The organism is Fodinibius sp. SL11 (genome assembly GCF_052060035.1).
GTDB lineage: Bacteria > Bacteroidota > Rhodothermia > Balneolales > Balneolaceae > Fodinibius.
Genome location: NZ_JBPOEA010000001.1, coordinates 533,139 through 548,358 on the forward strand (window position 1 = coordinate 533,139; position 15,220 = coordinate 548,358).

Genomic DNA, 15,220 nt, shown 5'->3' on the forward strand with positions numbered 1-15,220 from the left:
GGGTTAACCTGCTAAAAGTGTTAAATGGCATTTCCTCTCATTGTCCAGAAATACCGTAAAACAGAACCAAGCCCATAGAAAATTAGTATTACGTTTATAATCGGGCCTGCATAAGGAATCATTGTTAGTAGAAAGATAATTACCATTCCCAGTATAAGGCCCCAATAATAATCTGTGAACGCTTCTGTTTTGAAATATCGAATCGCCAATGAGCCAAATAAGAGGGCAACCAAAAGGTAACTTATTAGTAACGTGATGGTGTACAAGGTCCATATTATAAAAGATAAGGGAATGGTAAAGATAAGCAGTAGCAGCAAAATACTAATGATAGGAATTCCCAAAAAGAGGAGTAATCCGATGAATGTATTTTTCATATAATGCTCTTGCGAAAATCGATAAAGGTCAACGGTGGTCTGGGGGAAAATGGTCAGCAGTAACATCCCGATGATCAAAATGGAAATAGAAATCCATAAACTGAATAATAGTTTTACTGCCCATCCATCTTGTTTTTCTACAATGATAGTGAGGTTTTCAGGTGCGTTAGGTATGTCTTCAGCTTTTATTGCACTGGAAGTAGTGAATGTAGTAGCCTCGAGGGGGTTATAATTATCTGCAAAAGTAAGGTCATTGACATAGAGGTCTACATAGCGATTTACTGTACCTCCAAGCCTTACCTCATTTCCATATATGCGAAGCCAACCCTCAATTGTACTATTTTCGAGCTGAACTTCGTTTCCGGCAATAATGACGTTCCCGCGAATGATAGCATCAGGCGTGAGTCTTATTTCATTACCCGCAATAAAAAGATCGCCTCCTACCTCTCCGTTGATCGTGATAGATTCTCCTGCCGCAACGACCATATCCCCTACAGATCCATTTAAGTTGATGCTTTCCGCTCCCATAATGGCATCGTCAGTAATAGTGCCTCCAATTACAATATTGTTTGCAGCCGCAAAAAGATCGTCTTCCAAATAGCCATAGATCTCCACAACTTCAGCTGCTGAGAGTACATTGTTAGACAGGGTATCACCGGAGTTTATCCGAATGGTGGAACCAAGTTTATAGGTCGATGGCTGGGCAAGTAATATTATCGGTAAAAGAAGTAGAAACGTCGTCCAAAAGATGAATTTTTGATACATAATAACCGGGATTAATGAAAAGCCTCTTTTTAAGTAAATACTACTTTTTACTGGGTAACTGCCGTAGCGTATTACCCCTTGCAGATGTAACCTATTGATGAAAAACATTGTAGTGTATAGCCCTACAAAATTATAAATAGATTGTTTTAATCCATTGTTGCTAATTAGTTTATGGATATTATATAAATTAATTTCGGATTTTTATTTACCTTGTTAAGAACAATCATATAAAAAAAAGGGTAGAAGATTATGGACTTTTCAAATATCAACATGTTCGCAATATTGGCAGCTACGCTTTCTACTTTTTTAGTGGGATGGCTTTGGTATGGACCGCTTTTTGGTAAGTCGTGGATGAATGTTGTGGGATTATCAGAAGAGCAAGTTCAACAGGGGAATATGGCAAAAATATTTGGCTTCGCTTTTCTTTTTGAGCTCATCATGGCCTTTAATTTGGCGGTGTTCTTAACAGGGTCGCCGGAGGCCGCCGAGATGATGAATGCTACAATGGGAGCTTTTTATGGCTTTTTAGCTGGATTTGGTTGGGTGTTTTTTGCTTTGGCGGTAAACGGTTTATATGAACAAAAATCCTGGAAGTACATTTTTATCAACGGGGGATATTGGACCGTAACTTTTACTATCATGGGATTAATTTTAGGGGCCTGGAAGTAACTGCGCACTCAATTACATTTTATGAAGTTTAATCCTTTCGGATGTTATTATACTTTTTGTTTGAATTTGCTCCTGCTTTTAAATTATTTCCATTTCACTTTCTAACAAGTATTTAACTGATTTCAAATTCAATGAAATATATCGGAGCACATGTAAGTGCCGCAGGCGGCGTCGAGAATGTCCCGAAGCGGGCACATAAAATAGGAGCAAAGGCATTTGCTTTATTTACAAAGAATCAACGCAGGTGGGAAGGTCCGCCACTCACCAAAGAAAACATTGAAGGCTTTAAGGCCGGTTGCGAAGAGTTTGGGTACTCCATGGATCAGGTCATTCCCCATGATAGTTACCTAATTAATTTGGGACATCCCGAAGAGCAACAGTTACAGAAATCCAGGAATGCTTTTTTGGATGAAATGCAGCGCTGCGAGCAGTTGGGCATCAATCTGCTCAATTTTCACCCGGGAAATCACCTCGATAAAATGAGCGTGGAAAAATGTTTAGATCGTAATGCCGAATCACTGAACTGGGCGCTGAAACAAACTGAAGGTGTAACAGCTGTCATTGAAAATACAGCCGGACAGGGGACGAGCGTAGGGTATAAGTTTGAATATTTGGCGCGAATTATTGATCAGGTTGATGATAAAGGCAGGATAGGTATATGTATTGATACCTGCCATGCTTTTGCTGCAGGATATGATTTGTCAACCGAGAAGGGGTACGAAGCCATGTGGAAGAAATTTGAGGAAAAAATCGGCTTTGAATACCTCAAGGGGATGCACCTGAATGATTCCCAAAAGGCATTGGGCAGTCGTGTTGATCGTCATGATAATATTGGAGAAGGTAACATTGGGTTGAAGGGATTTAAGCTACTAATGCAGGATAACCGTTTTGATGATATTCCAATGATTTTGGAAACCCCGAATACCGAACGCTGGCCACAGGAGATTGAAATGCTTTATGAGTTGGTTGATGAATGAACCTTTCCCAAGCGTAAAAAGAAGGGAAAGGTAACGGGTATGTTTTTGCTATTAGTAAATGTGGATTTCAATTTTGTGATAGTTTTATCAACAGGATTATACCCTTGTTCAGATTTTATTTTTTGTACGGCCGACCAGCTATTAAAATAGCCTTTCAAATGATCAAATGACCATTGATAAGTCATTTCAAAATCAGGACTCTCAATCTCATCAAAGGGAAATGGAATAGTTTGATATTGCTTGTCCAAGTATGTTCTGTTTTCATTAAAATACTGTTCGAACGCTTCTTGATACAGTTCATCAATAATGGGATTTACCTCTGGTATGCGAATCATACCGTAACCGATTACCGCGAGCAGGGCGTTTTTTCGGGCAGTCCTGCGTACTTCGTCATAAAATTCATCGAACTTAAGCCAGTGAATAGCTTGCGCTGTGGTAATCAGATCGAAGGTGTCATGGGGGAGGCCGGAATGTTCTGCGGGGGTATTTAGATAGGTGATATTCTCCTTCTCTGGAGCATAGCTAAGTTGCTCCTCACTAATGTCATTGGCAAAAACCCGATCAAAATGATCTGAAAGGTAGTTTGCCACTTGACCAGATCCCGTAGCGCAGTCCCAAGCTGTTTTCTTTTGATGGAGATGCTCAAAAATGAAATCATACAGTCCATGGGGATAGTTGGGGCGATACTTTGCATAAAGATCAGCTTGCTCAGAAAATCGTTTCTCGGATGTTGACATATTAATACGATTGGGCGTCTTTAAACATTTTCTCACCGGCCGGAATGGCTATCGGTAATCGGTTTTGGGACGGAGGCAGGGGACAGGTAGCATAATCGGTAAACACGCAGGGTGGATTGTATGATTTATTGAAATCGATATAGGTATTACCATTCTCATCAGGGGTTGGAATATAGATATATCGTCCGCCTCCATAAGTCGATTCCCCGTTGGTTTTATCGCCAAAAATAATGAAAAACTTATCGCCTTTTATTGGATGATTAAGCGGTGCCAGGGTATACTCTTTGCCATCAACAGAAAATTTAAGCGTACCGTACAGGGTATCCGAAAAGCCTTCGTTTAAGACGTCAGGAACGGTAATGGGCTTGGGGTCATCAAAGGGATTAAACTCCGCTTTTATCCGCCATTTGGAGTCGATGGGGAAGCGTTGAATACCGTCAAAAGCAGTAAGGTTGGGATGTTCTTCATCCACAAGACGAATATAGTAGGTTCCGCGTCGATCAATGAGATACCATATCAGGGATTGATGCTTAAGTACGGTCCCCGATCGGGCGTTGCCGGGTATTTTTGTAATTTCCGAGACCGTATCTTGATTGTGAGTGACTACCACATCGTCGTGTACTTGAAGGGTAATGGTCGTATCTTTTTTGGTGATAGTCCCAACTGTTGGAGCAGCTTTGGGAGGAAATACTAAGTCATTTGTTGAGTCGGCCCCAAAACTTTGTTGACCTTCTTCCAGTTCATATAAACCTGCCAGTTTTAGCCAGTCCTCAGGTCCCAGTAGGTTGTCGATGCGTACTTGATGCCAAGCGTTTACTTCTTTGAGGTGTTCAGCCTCTGTTTGTTTTTCATTAGAGCTACAGCCAATAGCCCCAACAAATAGAATGAAGATGATGAAGGTATTTTTCAGAAAGTATTGGCTGTTGATCATTATTGGAAATAGTAAATAAATTAAGTTCGATTTTTTTAAACAGAAAAAGTACCCTCAGCGTTTTACGGATACCCAACAAGGATGCACTTCAATCCAGTATTAATTCAATATCCACCTGTTTGTTTTTTTGATAGAGCAGGGGAATGAAGAGTGCCATCACATAACATAGAATGCCCATCACAATGAAAGAGATTCCGATGCGAAGATCATATTCCAGCGCATTAATCTGAACCAATAAATTATACCAATCGTGGGATTCTTTTCCCAAGCCGCCAATAAGGGGCAATTGCCGCGCACCGCCATCAGCAGCATAGGTTGCAACATCCAGCCAGCTGATGCCGAGGAGCAGGAAAGAAAATTGCAGCCCAATATATTTTCGATTAATCCAACAGTAACCGAGAATGGCCAGCGGAAGCAGAATTTGAAAAAGCGATCCCCCAAGAACTGTGAGAAATCGAAAGCCAAGCAGCCAAAAGAAGGAGTGACCGGCTTCGTGAGTGATCAGCAGAAAGGTATCGATAAATAGATAGATAATATTGAGGGGGAAGGGATAGCTGTAATTTACTGCAAAGTAGATGTTATAATTGATAGCCCAATAAACCTGGTGCAGAGAATAGATCATTAACGGTACCATCAGCAGAGAAGCCCACCACTTTTGTAAAAAAGAAATGGCTTGTTCTTTAATTTTCCCGGAATGCATTGCTAAGTAAATATTTCACTGAATTTTCTTTTGCCCTTCATAAAATATTCCCACACAATGGCTTTGGAAAGCAATGGGGAGGGGTTGTTCTCAACCTTGCGTTGCCGTTGCAAAAAGTGGCGTTTTTGATAGGTATTGTAAAATCCTTTCCAGAAATCGCGATGGGCTCGGTAGATTGCCTTGAATGATTCAAAATCTCCTTCGGCAAGGGTCTTAAAGGCCGCTGCAATATCGAGCAGATATCGCCCGATAAATTGCCAGGCAATAGTATGACTACTACTGTTTTTCCAGATCATTCTGAGGTTATTACGGTAGTTGTAATAAAGTTTTCGGGGAGAATCCATCGGCAATGAACCGCCTCCCAAGTGGTAGACTGTACTTTGGGGACAATAGCGGACGCGATACCCCATATTCCAGAGGCGCCAGCAGAGGTCAATTTCTTCCATGTGAAATTCAAAATCCTCATCAAATGGCCCAATTTTCTCAAACAGTTCTTTTCGTATGGCTAAAGCAGCGCCGCTGGCCCATAAGATATCCGATTCATGATTGTATTGTCCCTGATCTTTTTCCAAAGTATCAAACACGCGTCCGCGACAAAATGGGTATCCAAATAGATCAAGAAAACCACCCGCTGCTCCAGCGTATTCGAAATATTCGGGATTTTTATCCCAAAGCATTTTAGGTTGCACTGCGGCTATGTTTTCATTTTTCTGAAAGCATAGCGCGATGTTTTCGAGCCAATCAGGTTCTACCCGCACGTCGTTATTTAAGAAAACAAGGATATTACCATTAGCATAAGGAACAGCTCTGTTATTTCCACCACAATAGCCATAATTTTTATCAAATTCGGCAATTTTTGTACCTGGAAAGTGATCTCTTATCCATTGTTTCGACCCATCAGTTGAGGCGTTATCGGCCAGAATAATTTCGTAGTTGGGATAGTCGGTAGCAGCCACGCTCGGAAAATAAGTTTTAAGATGATGCAATGCATTCCATGATACAATAATGATGCTAAAAAAGGGCATATTTGATTTTTAATGACCAATAAATTGTTTTTCTTAATATTTTCTTGGAATCATAAGACGGCAGTAAAAACGTTATTATAGAGCTGAAGATGATAAAGAATCTACTATGATCAAAGTTGGATTAATTTCGGATACCCATTCCTATCTCGACCCGCAGGTACTGGACTATTTTGAAGACCGTGATGAAATATGGCATGCGGGTGATTTTGGGACCATTGAAATCGCTGATACCCTGCAAGATATAGCCCCATTAACCGGTGTTTATGGCAATATCGACGGTCAGGATATTCGGCAGGAGTACCCGTTGCATCAACGGTTTTCGCGTGATGGGATTGATTTTTGGATGACCCATATCGGCGGAACATTGGGTCGCTATTGCATTCCAATCAGAGACGAGATGGAAAAAAATCCGCCGGATGTTTTTATTTGCGGACATTCGCATATCCTTAAAATTGGTCGTGATCAGGAAAAAGATAAAATGCTTTTTATTAATCCGGGTGCTGCCGGGCGGTATGGTTTTCAAGTGTATCGAACCTGCGTCCGATTTACTATTGATAATGGAAAGGTCCAAGATGTGGAGGTAATAAATCTTGGGCAAAAAGGAGAAAAATAATCCTACTCTTCAAATCGGTTAATCAGTTCTACCGCATGAAATGCAGAAAGCGTAACCAGTGGTATTCCGCCTCCGGGATGTGTGCTCCCACCTACCAGATATAACCCTTTAACCGCCCGACTTTTATTTTTCGGACGCATAAAAGCGGCAAGTTTGCTGTTTGATGAAGTGCCGTAAATACTGCCTTTATTACTCCGATATTTTTGATAGAAGTCTTTAGGCGTAATGACATTAGAATATTCGATATGATCACTCAAATCGGTTAATCCCTGCTCTTGGAGTTTCTGTATGACCTTTTCTTTATACTGTTCTTTCTTGTTTGCCCAATCAATGTTATCACTTAAGTAGGGAGCATTGACCAGAATAAATAAATTAGAACTATCTTCCGGAGCATCCTCCGGATTGGTATGAGAGGTATTGGCTATATAAATGGTGGGATCTTCTGGCATCACCTTGTCTTCAAAAATCTGCTTGAACTCCTGCTTATAATTCTGCGAAAAGAAAATGTTGTGATGGGTCAGCGCATTGTATGTTTTATCAATTCCCAGCAGAAGCACAAAGCCGGAACATGAGGGTTCTACATTGGCAACTTTTTTTCGTTTAAGGATGGAGATATCTTCTTTATCGACTAGGTTGAGATAGGTCTCAGAGGCATCTGAATTAGCTACTATAATGTCAGCAGTATGGATATTGCCTTCAGCATCAGTAACTCCTTTGATATTGCTTTTTGCAGTGTTTATCTGCTTTATTTCGGTATCATATTGTATGGTTACATTCTTACGTTTTGCAAGTGAAGTGAGAGCCTCAATAAGCGAGTACATGCCACCATCGAGATAATATCCGCCCATCGATAGTTCAACATGGGGAATGACGTTGAGGGTGGCCGGAGCCTGATAAGGCGAAGAGCCGTTATAAGTCGTAAATCGCTTAAAAAATTGCTGCAACTCTTCTGATTTAAATTGTTTATCCACCCGCTCGGATACGGTTCGAAAAGCATCAATTTTGAAGAAGTCCATTAAGTGAAGTTCGCTCAAATCAGAAAGGCCGTACAAAGGATTAAATAGAAAGGCGTCCTTGGTGCGTTCAAAAAGCTGCTCAGCATACGCTATAAACTCTTTATATGACTGAACATCATCCGGGGCAAATTGTTGAATTTGAGCAGTATTTAAACTTGAATCCTGATAACAATCAAACTGAATTCCATTGGGATAAAAGTATCGGCAAATGGGATCTACCGGTTGAATATTCAGGTAATCATCTATTTTTACATCACAATATTCAAACAGTTTTTCCAAGATAAACGGCATGGTAAGCAGGGAAGGGCCGGTGTCAAATCGGTAGCCGCCAGCTGATATCTGGTTAATTTTCCCGCCTGGCGAACTGTTCTTTTCTAAGATTGTAACCTCATGACCATTTTGTGCTAAGAGGCAAGAGGCTACAAGTCCACCGAGGCCCGCACCTATGATTTTAATATCCATATCAATCAATTATAATAAGAATTCTAATGATAGTAACAATTAATTGATAATGGTGGGGCATTGGGTTTAACATTTTTTCACGTTTTTATCATGATGAATATTTGTATCTGTATAATTGAAAATTATTTTATGAATTGTAATATGTTAAAACTGTATTAAACCACTTCGATATGCAATATTTTAAGAAACTACATTACTTTTCTGCTACGCTTGTGTTTGTAGGATTCATAATGGGAGTGACTAATTCTACGGCAGGACAGTCGGTGAAGGCCCCTGTTGATACTTCTATTACAACGCAGCATGAACAAACTATAAATGGCCAAGAGGTCAGATATACAGCAAAAGTAGGTAATCAACCGGTGCGAAATGATGATGGCGAACCGATTGCCACATTATTTTATACGTACTATGAACGTACTGATGTAGATGATAATGAGCGAAGACCTCTCGTAATTTCATTTAATGGTGGACCCGGGTCGGCTTCAGTTTGGATGCATATTGGTTATACAGGGCCCAAGAGGGTAAAAATTAGCGATGAAGGATTTCCCATACAGCCTTATGGGGTTGAAAATAATCCTCATTCCATACTTGACGTAGCTGACATTATCTATGTAAATCCTGTTAATACTGGCTTTTCACGCATTTTGGACGAAGAAGTCGACCGGGAAAAGTTTTTTGGTGTTAATGCTGATATCGAATATTTAGCTGACTGGATTGATACTTTTGTGTCGCGACATAATCGGTGGAGTTCGCCAAAATTTTTAATCGGCGAAAGTTATGGCACAACCCGTGTTTCCGGGCTGGCCAATGAACTGCAATCTTCACAATGGATGTTTTTAAATGGAGTTATACTGGTTTCCCCAACCGGACTTGGTATAGATCGTGATGGTCCGGTAGAGGATGCCTTAACACTGCCATATTTTACCGCAACAGCTTGGTATCATGAGGCCTTGCCTGATGAACTACAGCAGCAAGATTTGAGTGATATTTTGGGAGAGGTCGAAACCTATACCGTTGATACATATATTCCGGCGCTTACCCGTGGTGGAGCGATAAGCGATTCTCTCAAACAGCGCATAGCTGAAAAAGTATCTTATTATTCCGGAATTGATCAGGAAAAGATCTTGGATCGCAATTTACGTATGTCTACTTCATTTTTCTGGAAAGAGTTACTGCGGGATGAGAAAGAGCTTACGGTGGGACGTTTGGATTCGCGCTATAGGGGCCAGGATAGAGAAAATGCTGGGAATCGGTATGATTATGATCCGGCCTTAACAGCTTGGAACCATGCGTTTACGCCCGCCATAAATGATTATTTGCGCAGTGATTTAGGATATACCACTGATTTACAGTACTGGATGTTTGGTCCGGTACATCCATGGGACCGCGACAGAAATAATACTGGAAACAACCTCCAATCGGCCATGGCTGAAAATCCGTATCTAAATGTATTGGTCCAGTCGGGTTATTACGATGGCGGTACTCCTTATTTTGATGCCAAGTACACAATCTGGAATATGGATCCAAGTGGCAAATTACAGGATCGTATCTCCTTTAAAGGATACCGGAGTGGACACATGATGTATTTACGAAAAGAAGATCTGCGTACTTCTAATGAAGATATCCGGCAATTTATTCGCCAATCCATACCAGAGGAGGGAACTCCTGCAAAATATTAGGAAATTAGCCTGAGGGTTCATCCTCAGGCAATATTGTTTTAATCCCTTAACCGAAGTTTGGCTACTGTTTCGATGTGATAGGTCTGGGGAAACATATCGACCGGTTGTACTTCTTGAATATCGTAAACCTTGCTTAATTCTTTTAAATCGCGGGCCATTGTTGAGCTATTACAGCTTACATAAACCAGTTTAGGAACTTTTAATTTCGTAAGGCGCTCAACTACATCGGGATGCATTCCGGCCCGTGGAGGATCGGTGATCAGGCAATCAGGGTTACCATATTTATCGGTGACCTCATTGGTAAAGACGTCTTTCATATCCCCTTGAATAAAAGAGACATTCGAAACGTTATTTTCTTTTGCATTCTTCTTGGCATTATTAATGGTTACTTCTTCTAATTCAATACCTGTCACATGTTTACAGTGCCTACTTAGAAAAAGACTAAGGGTTCCTACTCCGCAGTACAGGTCATACAGTATGTCATCTTCACTAAGATCAGCAAATGATTTAGCAACTTCATAGAGCTGTTCGGCCTGTGCGGTATTGGTTTGAAAAAAAGCATTGGCATCAATTGTAAAATGATAGGGTCCAATGTGGTCAGTGATATAGCCCGGCCCGTAAAGAACTTTTTCGTAACGCCCTTCGGCCGTGGGAGAACGGGTATCATTAACATTGTTCACAATCGTAGTAATTGCAGGAAATTGTTCCCGAAGAGCATGTGAAAGAGCCTCGACTACATCCTGATCATCTTTATAGGTTACTACATTCACCATCAGATCATCGGTATAATGCGCCTTGCGGATCACTAAATTCCGCATAAATCCTTCGTGATCAATACGGTTATAGGGCGCAATATCATATTCATTGCACCATGAGCGTACAAAATCAAGTATTTTGAAAGATATCGGGTCTTGTAGATGACATTCATTAAGGTTGAGGATCTTGTCAAAACGTCCGGGTGCGTGTAATCCTGCCGCAAAACAGCGGTCACTTACAAACTCATCGCGGTCGACTTCTTCTTGGCTTAGCCAACGCTTGTTGCCCATCGAATACTCCATCTTGTTGCGATAATAGAATTTATTATCGCAACCAATGGTAGGATTTACTTCAATATCTTTCAAATCACCAATGCGATGCATGTGGTCTTCAACCTGATCACGCTTAAATTTTAGCTGATGATTGTAAGAAACGTGCTGCCAATTACAACCTCCACAATTTTTAGCGTGCTGGCATTTAGGTTCAATACGATTGGGACCAGGTTCAATAACTTCGAGAAGTTTGGCTTCGCGATAACTCTTTTTCTTTTTGATGATTCGAGCCTTTACCCGATCGCCGGGAGCTGTATTGGGGACAAAAATCGCTAATCCATCAATTTTACCGATCCCTTTACCTTTATAGGCTGCTGAATCAATGGTAAGCTCGACGTCGTCACCTTTCTTAATAGCCATGTAATCTTATTAGTTAGTTCTATTCTTTTTCTGCTTCCATATAAGTCTGGAATTGTAGTGAAAATGCGCGTTCGGCCGTACTTGCCTTCTTGAGTTCTTTGGTAGTTATTTCAAGTTGTTTCATCGCAATCATGGCCAGCGTTTCCATAAACTTTACCGCAATGGTAGGGTGTCGTTTTTTGAGCGTTTCAAAATCCGGCTTAAAAAAACCAAGCAGGGTACAGTCAGTGATACACTTCGCACTTGAAATTCGACGTAGTTCATATCCAATTGAGAGAGCGCCAAAGCTTTCGGGTGATTCAATGACATAGCTGTGGGTTTTCTGATCTTCGACTCCGGGCTCAGGTTCTACAATAAGCTCTACTTTACCATCCTCTATAAAGTACATTCCTGTACCGGGGTCGCCTTGATAATAGATATGTTCGTCCTCTTTGTATTGGCGGCGATGGCAATACTGTAAAAATTCTGAGCGTTCCAGCATGGACAAGTTTTTTAAAAAACGAGATTCGAATATAAGATCACTCTTTTTTTTCATGTTGCTGAATGTATTGGAGCCGAACATATTGCAAAGAAGTTAGTTACAAATTTGATTGCCTGTAATCTACTAACCAAAGGGGATGGTACCAATTGGTGGTATTGCTAAAAAGAATGACCGATACCGAAGCTAAAATAAGGCTTACTATCATTAAACCATCCTCTTTGTAAATTGTGGATTCGGAATGCAAAATCAAATCTAATAATTACATACTCCCAATCCAATCGCAGTCCCAAGCCCGATCCCACTGCTATTTGTTTGTAAAATTCGTCAAAACGGAACCTGCCTAACTCAAGCAATTGCTGTCGTTGGGTTTCTGAAATTTGTTGAGGATCCTGTAAATTTGAAGTAGATAATTCTGTACGAGGACCATACCAAACGTTGCCAGCATCGGCGAAGAAAGCTGCAATCCAATTCGCCGATAAGAAATTACCAATAACTTGTTGCCGTAACTCAACCTGTGACATTAATTTTATTTGCCCGCCGTTAATGGTGACATCATCCAGTGGTATGCCGCCCGGCCCCAAGCTATAAATATCCCAACCTCTAATATCATTAGCACCACCAGCATAAAATCGTTGATTTAATGGGATCGTAGTGCTTTCTCCGTAGGGTAGGGCTAAGCCTAAAAATCCACGATAACCAAAAACAGCATCATCTGATAGAGGAATATATCGCCGGTAATCAGCAGTCCCTTTGGCAAATCTGCTGTAGGCCAAACTATTCTGGCTACCCGGGATAATAGCCGGCAAATTACCTTCAAGCGTGTCGGGAGTTATGATAAAACGATCTGTCAAATAGGGAATGTTTCCCCCGGTAGCAATAGAATATTCGCTAAAATAACCGCGATCTCTTTTGATTAAATCTGTTCTCTGACTGCGAAATGTATATCTGATTATAGATGATACCTGCGGCCGGAAATCTTCAAGCACCTGTTGAAGCTGGAAGGAGTTTTCTCCGAAGCGATTTTCTAAGGCATTTTGAAATTCAGGCGAAGGATCGGTATCAAGCAGATCAAGCTCAATAAGATCTAAAAAGCTGGAATACCGTTGATTATGTTGTACTTCGTAGCGAAGGTTAAATCGAATATCGGAGTTGATATCGAAAAGAAGTTGATTGGATCGGGTAAAGGAAAGAGAGTACCGTGTACGGCCGTTTGAGAAGAAAATATTTTTATCAAGTGAAGCAAAAGGGAAAATTAAGCGAGGTAGAGAATATTCGGCCCGGGTTTCGAAGCTTTGGAAGAATCGGCCGTCGTATGATTTAGAGCTTGTATCTGCATCAGAGGCAATGTCGCGCACAGTTTGTGAACGCACATATTCAAAGCTCCCGTTAACTCCAATTTGAAAGTTTTCAGCTTTTCCGAAAAGGTTATTATTGGTATATGTGATACCTGCCCCAGAGCCAAATCCGTAGCGCTTCATGCCAAAGAGGTTAAGGTTTACCGAATGCCTGGGCAGGGTTTGTAAAGAAAACATGACGGGAATTTCGTCTTTGGAATAATCGGGCAATGAACCGTCTTCACTTAATCCGAATTGGCGTATGTTGAGCATCCCAAGATTCTGAAATTCATTAACCGTGCGTAAATAAAGTGATTGATCAAACACATCGCCCGGCTTAAATAAAATTTGATTGGTTAATAACTGAAATTTTGTCTGGGCTGCGGCTCCCTTTTCGAGAAAAATAGATTTGTTGTTGATGGTAAAGGGGGCGCTCCGCAAAGTATCGCGCTGATTATAATTTAAGCTATCACCCGGTCCGCTAAGGCTAATATAGAGATCTCCAAACCGATATTTCTTTCCTGCATTGATAGTAAAGAGGGCGTCCAGTTGCTTGGAATTGGCGGTATCTCTTTTTACCAGCAAATTTACCGAGTCGCGCTGGGCAGAGGCGAACCCATTATTTTTTAAAAAATTGATAATTCTATTGCGTTCTACATTAAGTTGGTTTTCGGAATATCGCTGGTTGACAATAAAGGTAGAGTCGTTTAACTGATCCTTGGTAAGAGGACTATCATGTAAAAACCGAGTTATTTTTTTCGGATTATCAAATTCTGGAAGTCCGGTATAAGCTAATGTGTTAATGGAAAAGGCGGGCCCTTCATCAATCAAAAAAGAAACTTCAACTCGATCTTTCTTAAATTCAACGATATTTGTATCGACGGAAGCTTCTAAAAAGCCGACCGTCTTGTAATATTGTTTGATGCGCTCTATATCGTTGGCTACCGTAGCACGATTTAGATAGGAGGGCGGTTCCCCTAAACTTTTTGTGAGTTGCCAAATAAAATACCATGGAGTAAATCGCGGTATTCCTAAAAACTCACGGTTTGTTTGGGTTCGTATTAATGTTTTGAGGGTATTGTCCTTAACATTGTCGTTGCCTACAAAGCGAACAATGCGCACAACCTTGTTAGTGGTATCACTTTCAAGAGCTAAGTTTTGAGATATACCTTCCTCACTACAGAGCAGTAAAAACCCACTGATGAGTAGAGAAATTATTAGAGAGCGCAAGAAAACACCTTTCAAGAAATTTGAGAGCTTATGATATTCAAAAAAAACGGTTGCATGAAAGAAATCATGCAACCGTAAAAATATACGTTCTTTTCAGATCAATTTTTAAACATCATCATAATCAAAGCCTTCATCATCTTCATTATGAAAGAAATCCTCTTTCCCAATGTAATCGGGCCAAATATCCTCTATCCCTTCATAGACGACATCTTCGCCTTGTTCAATCTCTTCAAGTTCATATAAGTTATCGAGCACCTGCTGAGGACTTCCATTGCGTTCGGCCCACTCAATAAGTTCATCTCGCGTTGCTGGGAAGGGTGCTTCATCTAAAACGGCTGCTAATTCAACAGTCCAAATCATAAAATATAGTTCAGTTTTGATTTTTAAATTTCAAGTAAATTTTATTCACCTATAAAAAGGTTTGACACATTAAATTCAAGTCAATTTTTAAGGAAAATGCAATTATTTTTTCCTTTTTATGACTCAAAGGTCTAATAAAAAATTGTTATCTTCCTGAGTCACAATTATAAACTTTAAATAAAGGCATTTATTATGGGAAGTTTCGGCGGAATGGAGATTTTGATTATTGGCCTGGCTATACTCCTTTTCTTTGGTGCCAAACGAATTCCTGAATTGGCCCGTGGTCTTGGACAGGGGATGAAGGAATTCAAGAAAGCATCAAACGAAATAAAAAAAGAGCTGGAAGAAGGACAAAAAGAAGGTTTTGACTCCGGCACTAAATCTGAAGAAAAAGAACAGCAGAAGCAGTAAGGTTAACC

General features: G+C 40.6%; 15 protein-coding genes. 5 read left to right on the forward strand and 10 right to left on the reverse strand.

Features of this window, described 5'->3' with window-relative positions:
- Positions 1-20: 20 nt before the first annotated feature.
- Entirely contained in the window at positions 21-1,139 is a 1,119-nt protein-coding gene (locus tag ACQ76V_RS02075; protein WP_440998802.1) for a hypothetical protein, read from the reverse strand.
- 249 nt (positions 1,140-1,388) lie between these two features.
- Between ACQ76V_RS02075 and ACQ76V_RS02080 the strand changes: the two genes are divergently transcribed.
- On the forward strand, positions 1,389-1,808 hold the full coding sequence (locus tag ACQ76V_RS02080) for a DUF1761 domain-containing protein (protein ID WP_440998803.1): 420 nt from the start codon (positions 1,389-1,391) through the stop codon (positions 1,806-1,808).
- 131 nt (positions 1,809-1,939) lie between these two features.
- Complete coding sequence (gene nfo, locus ACQ76V_RS02085; RefSeq protein ID WP_440998804.1) at positions 1,940-2,785, forward strand: deoxyribonuclease IV; 846 nt, start codon at positions 1,940-1,942, stop codon at positions 2,783-2,785.
- On the opposite strand, the gene ACQ76V_RS02090 is transcribed toward nfo, so the two are convergent.
- The 4 genes from ACQ76V_RS02090 to ACQ76V_RS02105 all read right to left on the reverse strand — a co-directional run bounded on the left by ACQ76V_RS02090 (position 2,764) and on the right by ACQ76V_RS02105 (position 6,178).
- Complete coding sequence (locus tag ACQ76V_RS02090) at positions 2,764-3,522, reverse strand: class I SAM-dependent methyltransferase (protein ID WP_440998805.1); 759 nt, start codon at positions 3,520-3,522, stop codon at positions 2,764-2,766. The two genes, nfo and ACQ76V_RS02090, sit on opposite strands and share 22 nt — an antisense overlap.
- Position 3,523: 1 nt before the next feature.
- Positions 3,524-4,453: a DUF1684 domain-containing protein gene (locus tag ACQ76V_RS02095; RefSeq protein WP_440998806.1), complete on the reverse strand. Its 930-nt coding sequence runs from the start codon at positions 4,451-4,453 to the stop codon at positions 3,524-3,526.
- 88 nt (positions 4,454-4,541) lie between these two features.
- Entirely contained in the window at positions 4,542-5,153 is a 612-nt protein-coding gene (locus ACQ76V_RS02100) for a hypothetical protein (protein ID WP_440998807.1), read from the reverse strand.
- 2 nt (positions 5,154-5,155) lie between these two features.
- Complete coding sequence (locus ACQ76V_RS02105; RefSeq protein ID WP_440998808.1) at positions 5,156-6,178, reverse strand: glycosyltransferase family 2 protein; 1,023 nt, start codon at positions 6,176-6,178, stop codon at positions 5,156-5,158.
- Positions 6,179-6,284: 106 nt separating this feature from the next.
- Here ACQ76V_RS02105 and ACQ76V_RS02110 point away from each other — a divergent pair, with 106 nt between their 5' ends.
- The gene (locus ACQ76V_RS02110) at positions 6,285-6,791 is read left to right on the forward strand and encodes a metallophosphoesterase family protein (protein ID WP_440998809.1); all 507 of its coding nucleotides are present in this window, start codon (positions 6,285-6,287) and stop codon (positions 6,789-6,791) included.
- 2 nt (positions 6,792-6,793) lie between these two features.
- Here ACQ76V_RS02110 and ACQ76V_RS02115 read toward each other — a convergent pair whose 3' ends face one another.
- On the reverse strand, positions 6,794-8,269 hold the full coding sequence (locus ACQ76V_RS02115; protein ID WP_440998810.1) for a phytoene desaturase family protein: 1,476 nt from the start codon (positions 8,267-8,269) through the stop codon (positions 6,794-6,796).
- Positions 8,270-8,439: 170 nt separating this feature from the next.
- On the opposite strand from ACQ76V_RS02115, the gene ACQ76V_RS02120 reads away from it, so the two are divergent.
- Positions 8,440-9,948, forward strand: coding sequence for a S10 family peptidase (locus tag ACQ76V_RS02120; protein WP_440998811.1), 1,509 nt, complete (start codon positions 8,440-8,442; stop codon positions 9,946-9,948).
- Between the two features lie 38 nt (positions 9,949-9,986).
- On the opposite strand, the gene rlmD is transcribed toward ACQ76V_RS02120, so the two are convergent.
- From rlmD to ACQ76V_RS02140, 4 genes are all read right to left on the reverse strand, one after another.
- A complete protein-coding gene (rlmD, locus tag ACQ76V_RS02125) occupies positions 9,987-11,396 on the reverse strand; it encodes a 23S rRNA (uracil(1939)-C(5))-methyltransferase RlmD (protein ID WP_440998812.1) in 1,410 nt (469 codons plus the stop codon).
- A 19-nt stretch (positions 11,397-11,415) separates the two neighbouring features.
- Positions 11,416-11,931 (reverse strand): cyclic nucleotide-binding domain-containing protein, encoded by a 516-nt coding sequence (locus ACQ76V_RS02130; RefSeq protein WP_440998813.1) that lies wholly within the window; start codon positions 11,929-11,931, stop codon positions 11,416-11,418.
- A 104-nt stretch (positions 11,932-12,035) separates the two neighbouring features.
- Positions 12,036-14,441 (reverse strand): BamA/TamA family outer membrane protein, encoded by a 2,406-nt coding sequence (locus ACQ76V_RS02135; RefSeq protein ID WP_440998814.1) that lies wholly within the window; start codon positions 14,439-14,441, stop codon positions 12,036-12,038.
- 105 nt (positions 14,442-14,546) lie between these two features.
- A complete protein-coding gene (locus ACQ76V_RS02140; RefSeq protein ID WP_095604793.1) occupies positions 14,547-14,801 on the reverse strand; it encodes a DUF2795 domain-containing protein in 255 nt (84 codons plus the stop codon).
- 192 nt (positions 14,802-14,993) lie between these two features.
- Here ACQ76V_RS02140 and ACQ76V_RS02145 point away from each other — a divergent pair, with 192 nt between their 5' ends.
- On the forward strand, positions 14,994-15,212 hold the full coding sequence (locus tag ACQ76V_RS02145; protein WP_440998815.1) for a Sec-independent protein translocase subunit TatA/TatB: 219 nt from the start codon (positions 14,994-14,996) through the stop codon (positions 15,210-15,212).
- Positions 15,213-15,220 lie beyond the last annotated feature (8 nt).

Bases quoted from the DNA above. Each gene is read 5' to 3' on its own strand.
- ACQ76V_RS02100 (WP_440998807.1), bottom strand. From the start codon at position 5,153: ATGCATTCCGGGAAAATTAAAGAACAAGCCATTTCTTTTTTACAAAAG.
- ACQ76V_RS02105 (WP_440998808.1), bottom strand. From the start codon at position 6,178: ATGCCCTTTTTTAGCATCATTATTGTATCATGGAATGCATTGCATCAT.
- ACQ76V_RS02145 (WP_440998815.1), top strand. From the start codon at position 14,994: ATGGGAAGTTTCGGCGGAATGGAGATTTTGATTATTGGCCTGGCTATA.
- ACQ76V_RS02120 (WP_440998811.1), top strand. From the start codon at position 8,440: ATGCAATATTTTAAGAAACTACATTACTTTTCTGCTACGCTTGTGTTT.
- ACQ76V_RS02080 (WP_440998803.1), top strand. From the start codon at position 1,389: ATGGACTTTTCAAATATCAACATGTTCGCAATATTGGCAGCTACGCTT.
- ACQ76V_RS02090 (WP_440998805.1), bottom strand. From the start codon at position 3,522: ATGTCAACATCCGAGAAACGATTTTCTGAGCAAGCTGATCTTTATGCA.
- ACQ76V_RS02075 (WP_440998802.1), bottom strand. From the start codon at position 1,139: ATGTATCAAAAATTCATCTTTTGGACGACGTTTCTACTTCTTTTACCG.
- ACQ76V_RS02140 (WP_095604793.1), bottom strand. From the start codon at position 14,801: ATGATTTGGACTGTTGAATTAGCAGCCGTTTTAGATGAAGCACCCTTC.
- rlmD (WP_440998812.1), bottom strand. From the start codon at position 11,396: ATGGCTATTAAGAAAGGTGACGACGTCGAGCTTACCATTGATTCAGCA.
- ACQ76V_RS02110 (WP_440998809.1), top strand. From the start codon at position 6,285: ATGATCAAAGTTGGATTAATTTCGGATACCCATTCCTATCTCGACCCG.
- ACQ76V_RS02115 (WP_440998810.1), bottom strand. From the start codon at position 8,269: ATGGATATTAAAATCATAGGTGCGGGCCTCGGTGGACTTGTAGCCTCT.
- ACQ76V_RS02130 (WP_440998813.1), bottom strand. From the start codon at position 11,931: ATGAAAAAAAAGAGTGATCTTATATTCGAATCTCGTTTTTTAAAAAAC.
- nfo (WP_440998804.1), top strand. From the start codon at position 1,940: ATGAAATATATCGGAGCACATGTAAGTGCCGCAGGCGGCGTCGAGAAT.
- ACQ76V_RS02095 (WP_440998806.1), bottom strand. From the start codon at position 4,453: ATGATCAACAGCCAATACTTTCTGAAAAATACCTTCATCATCTTCATT.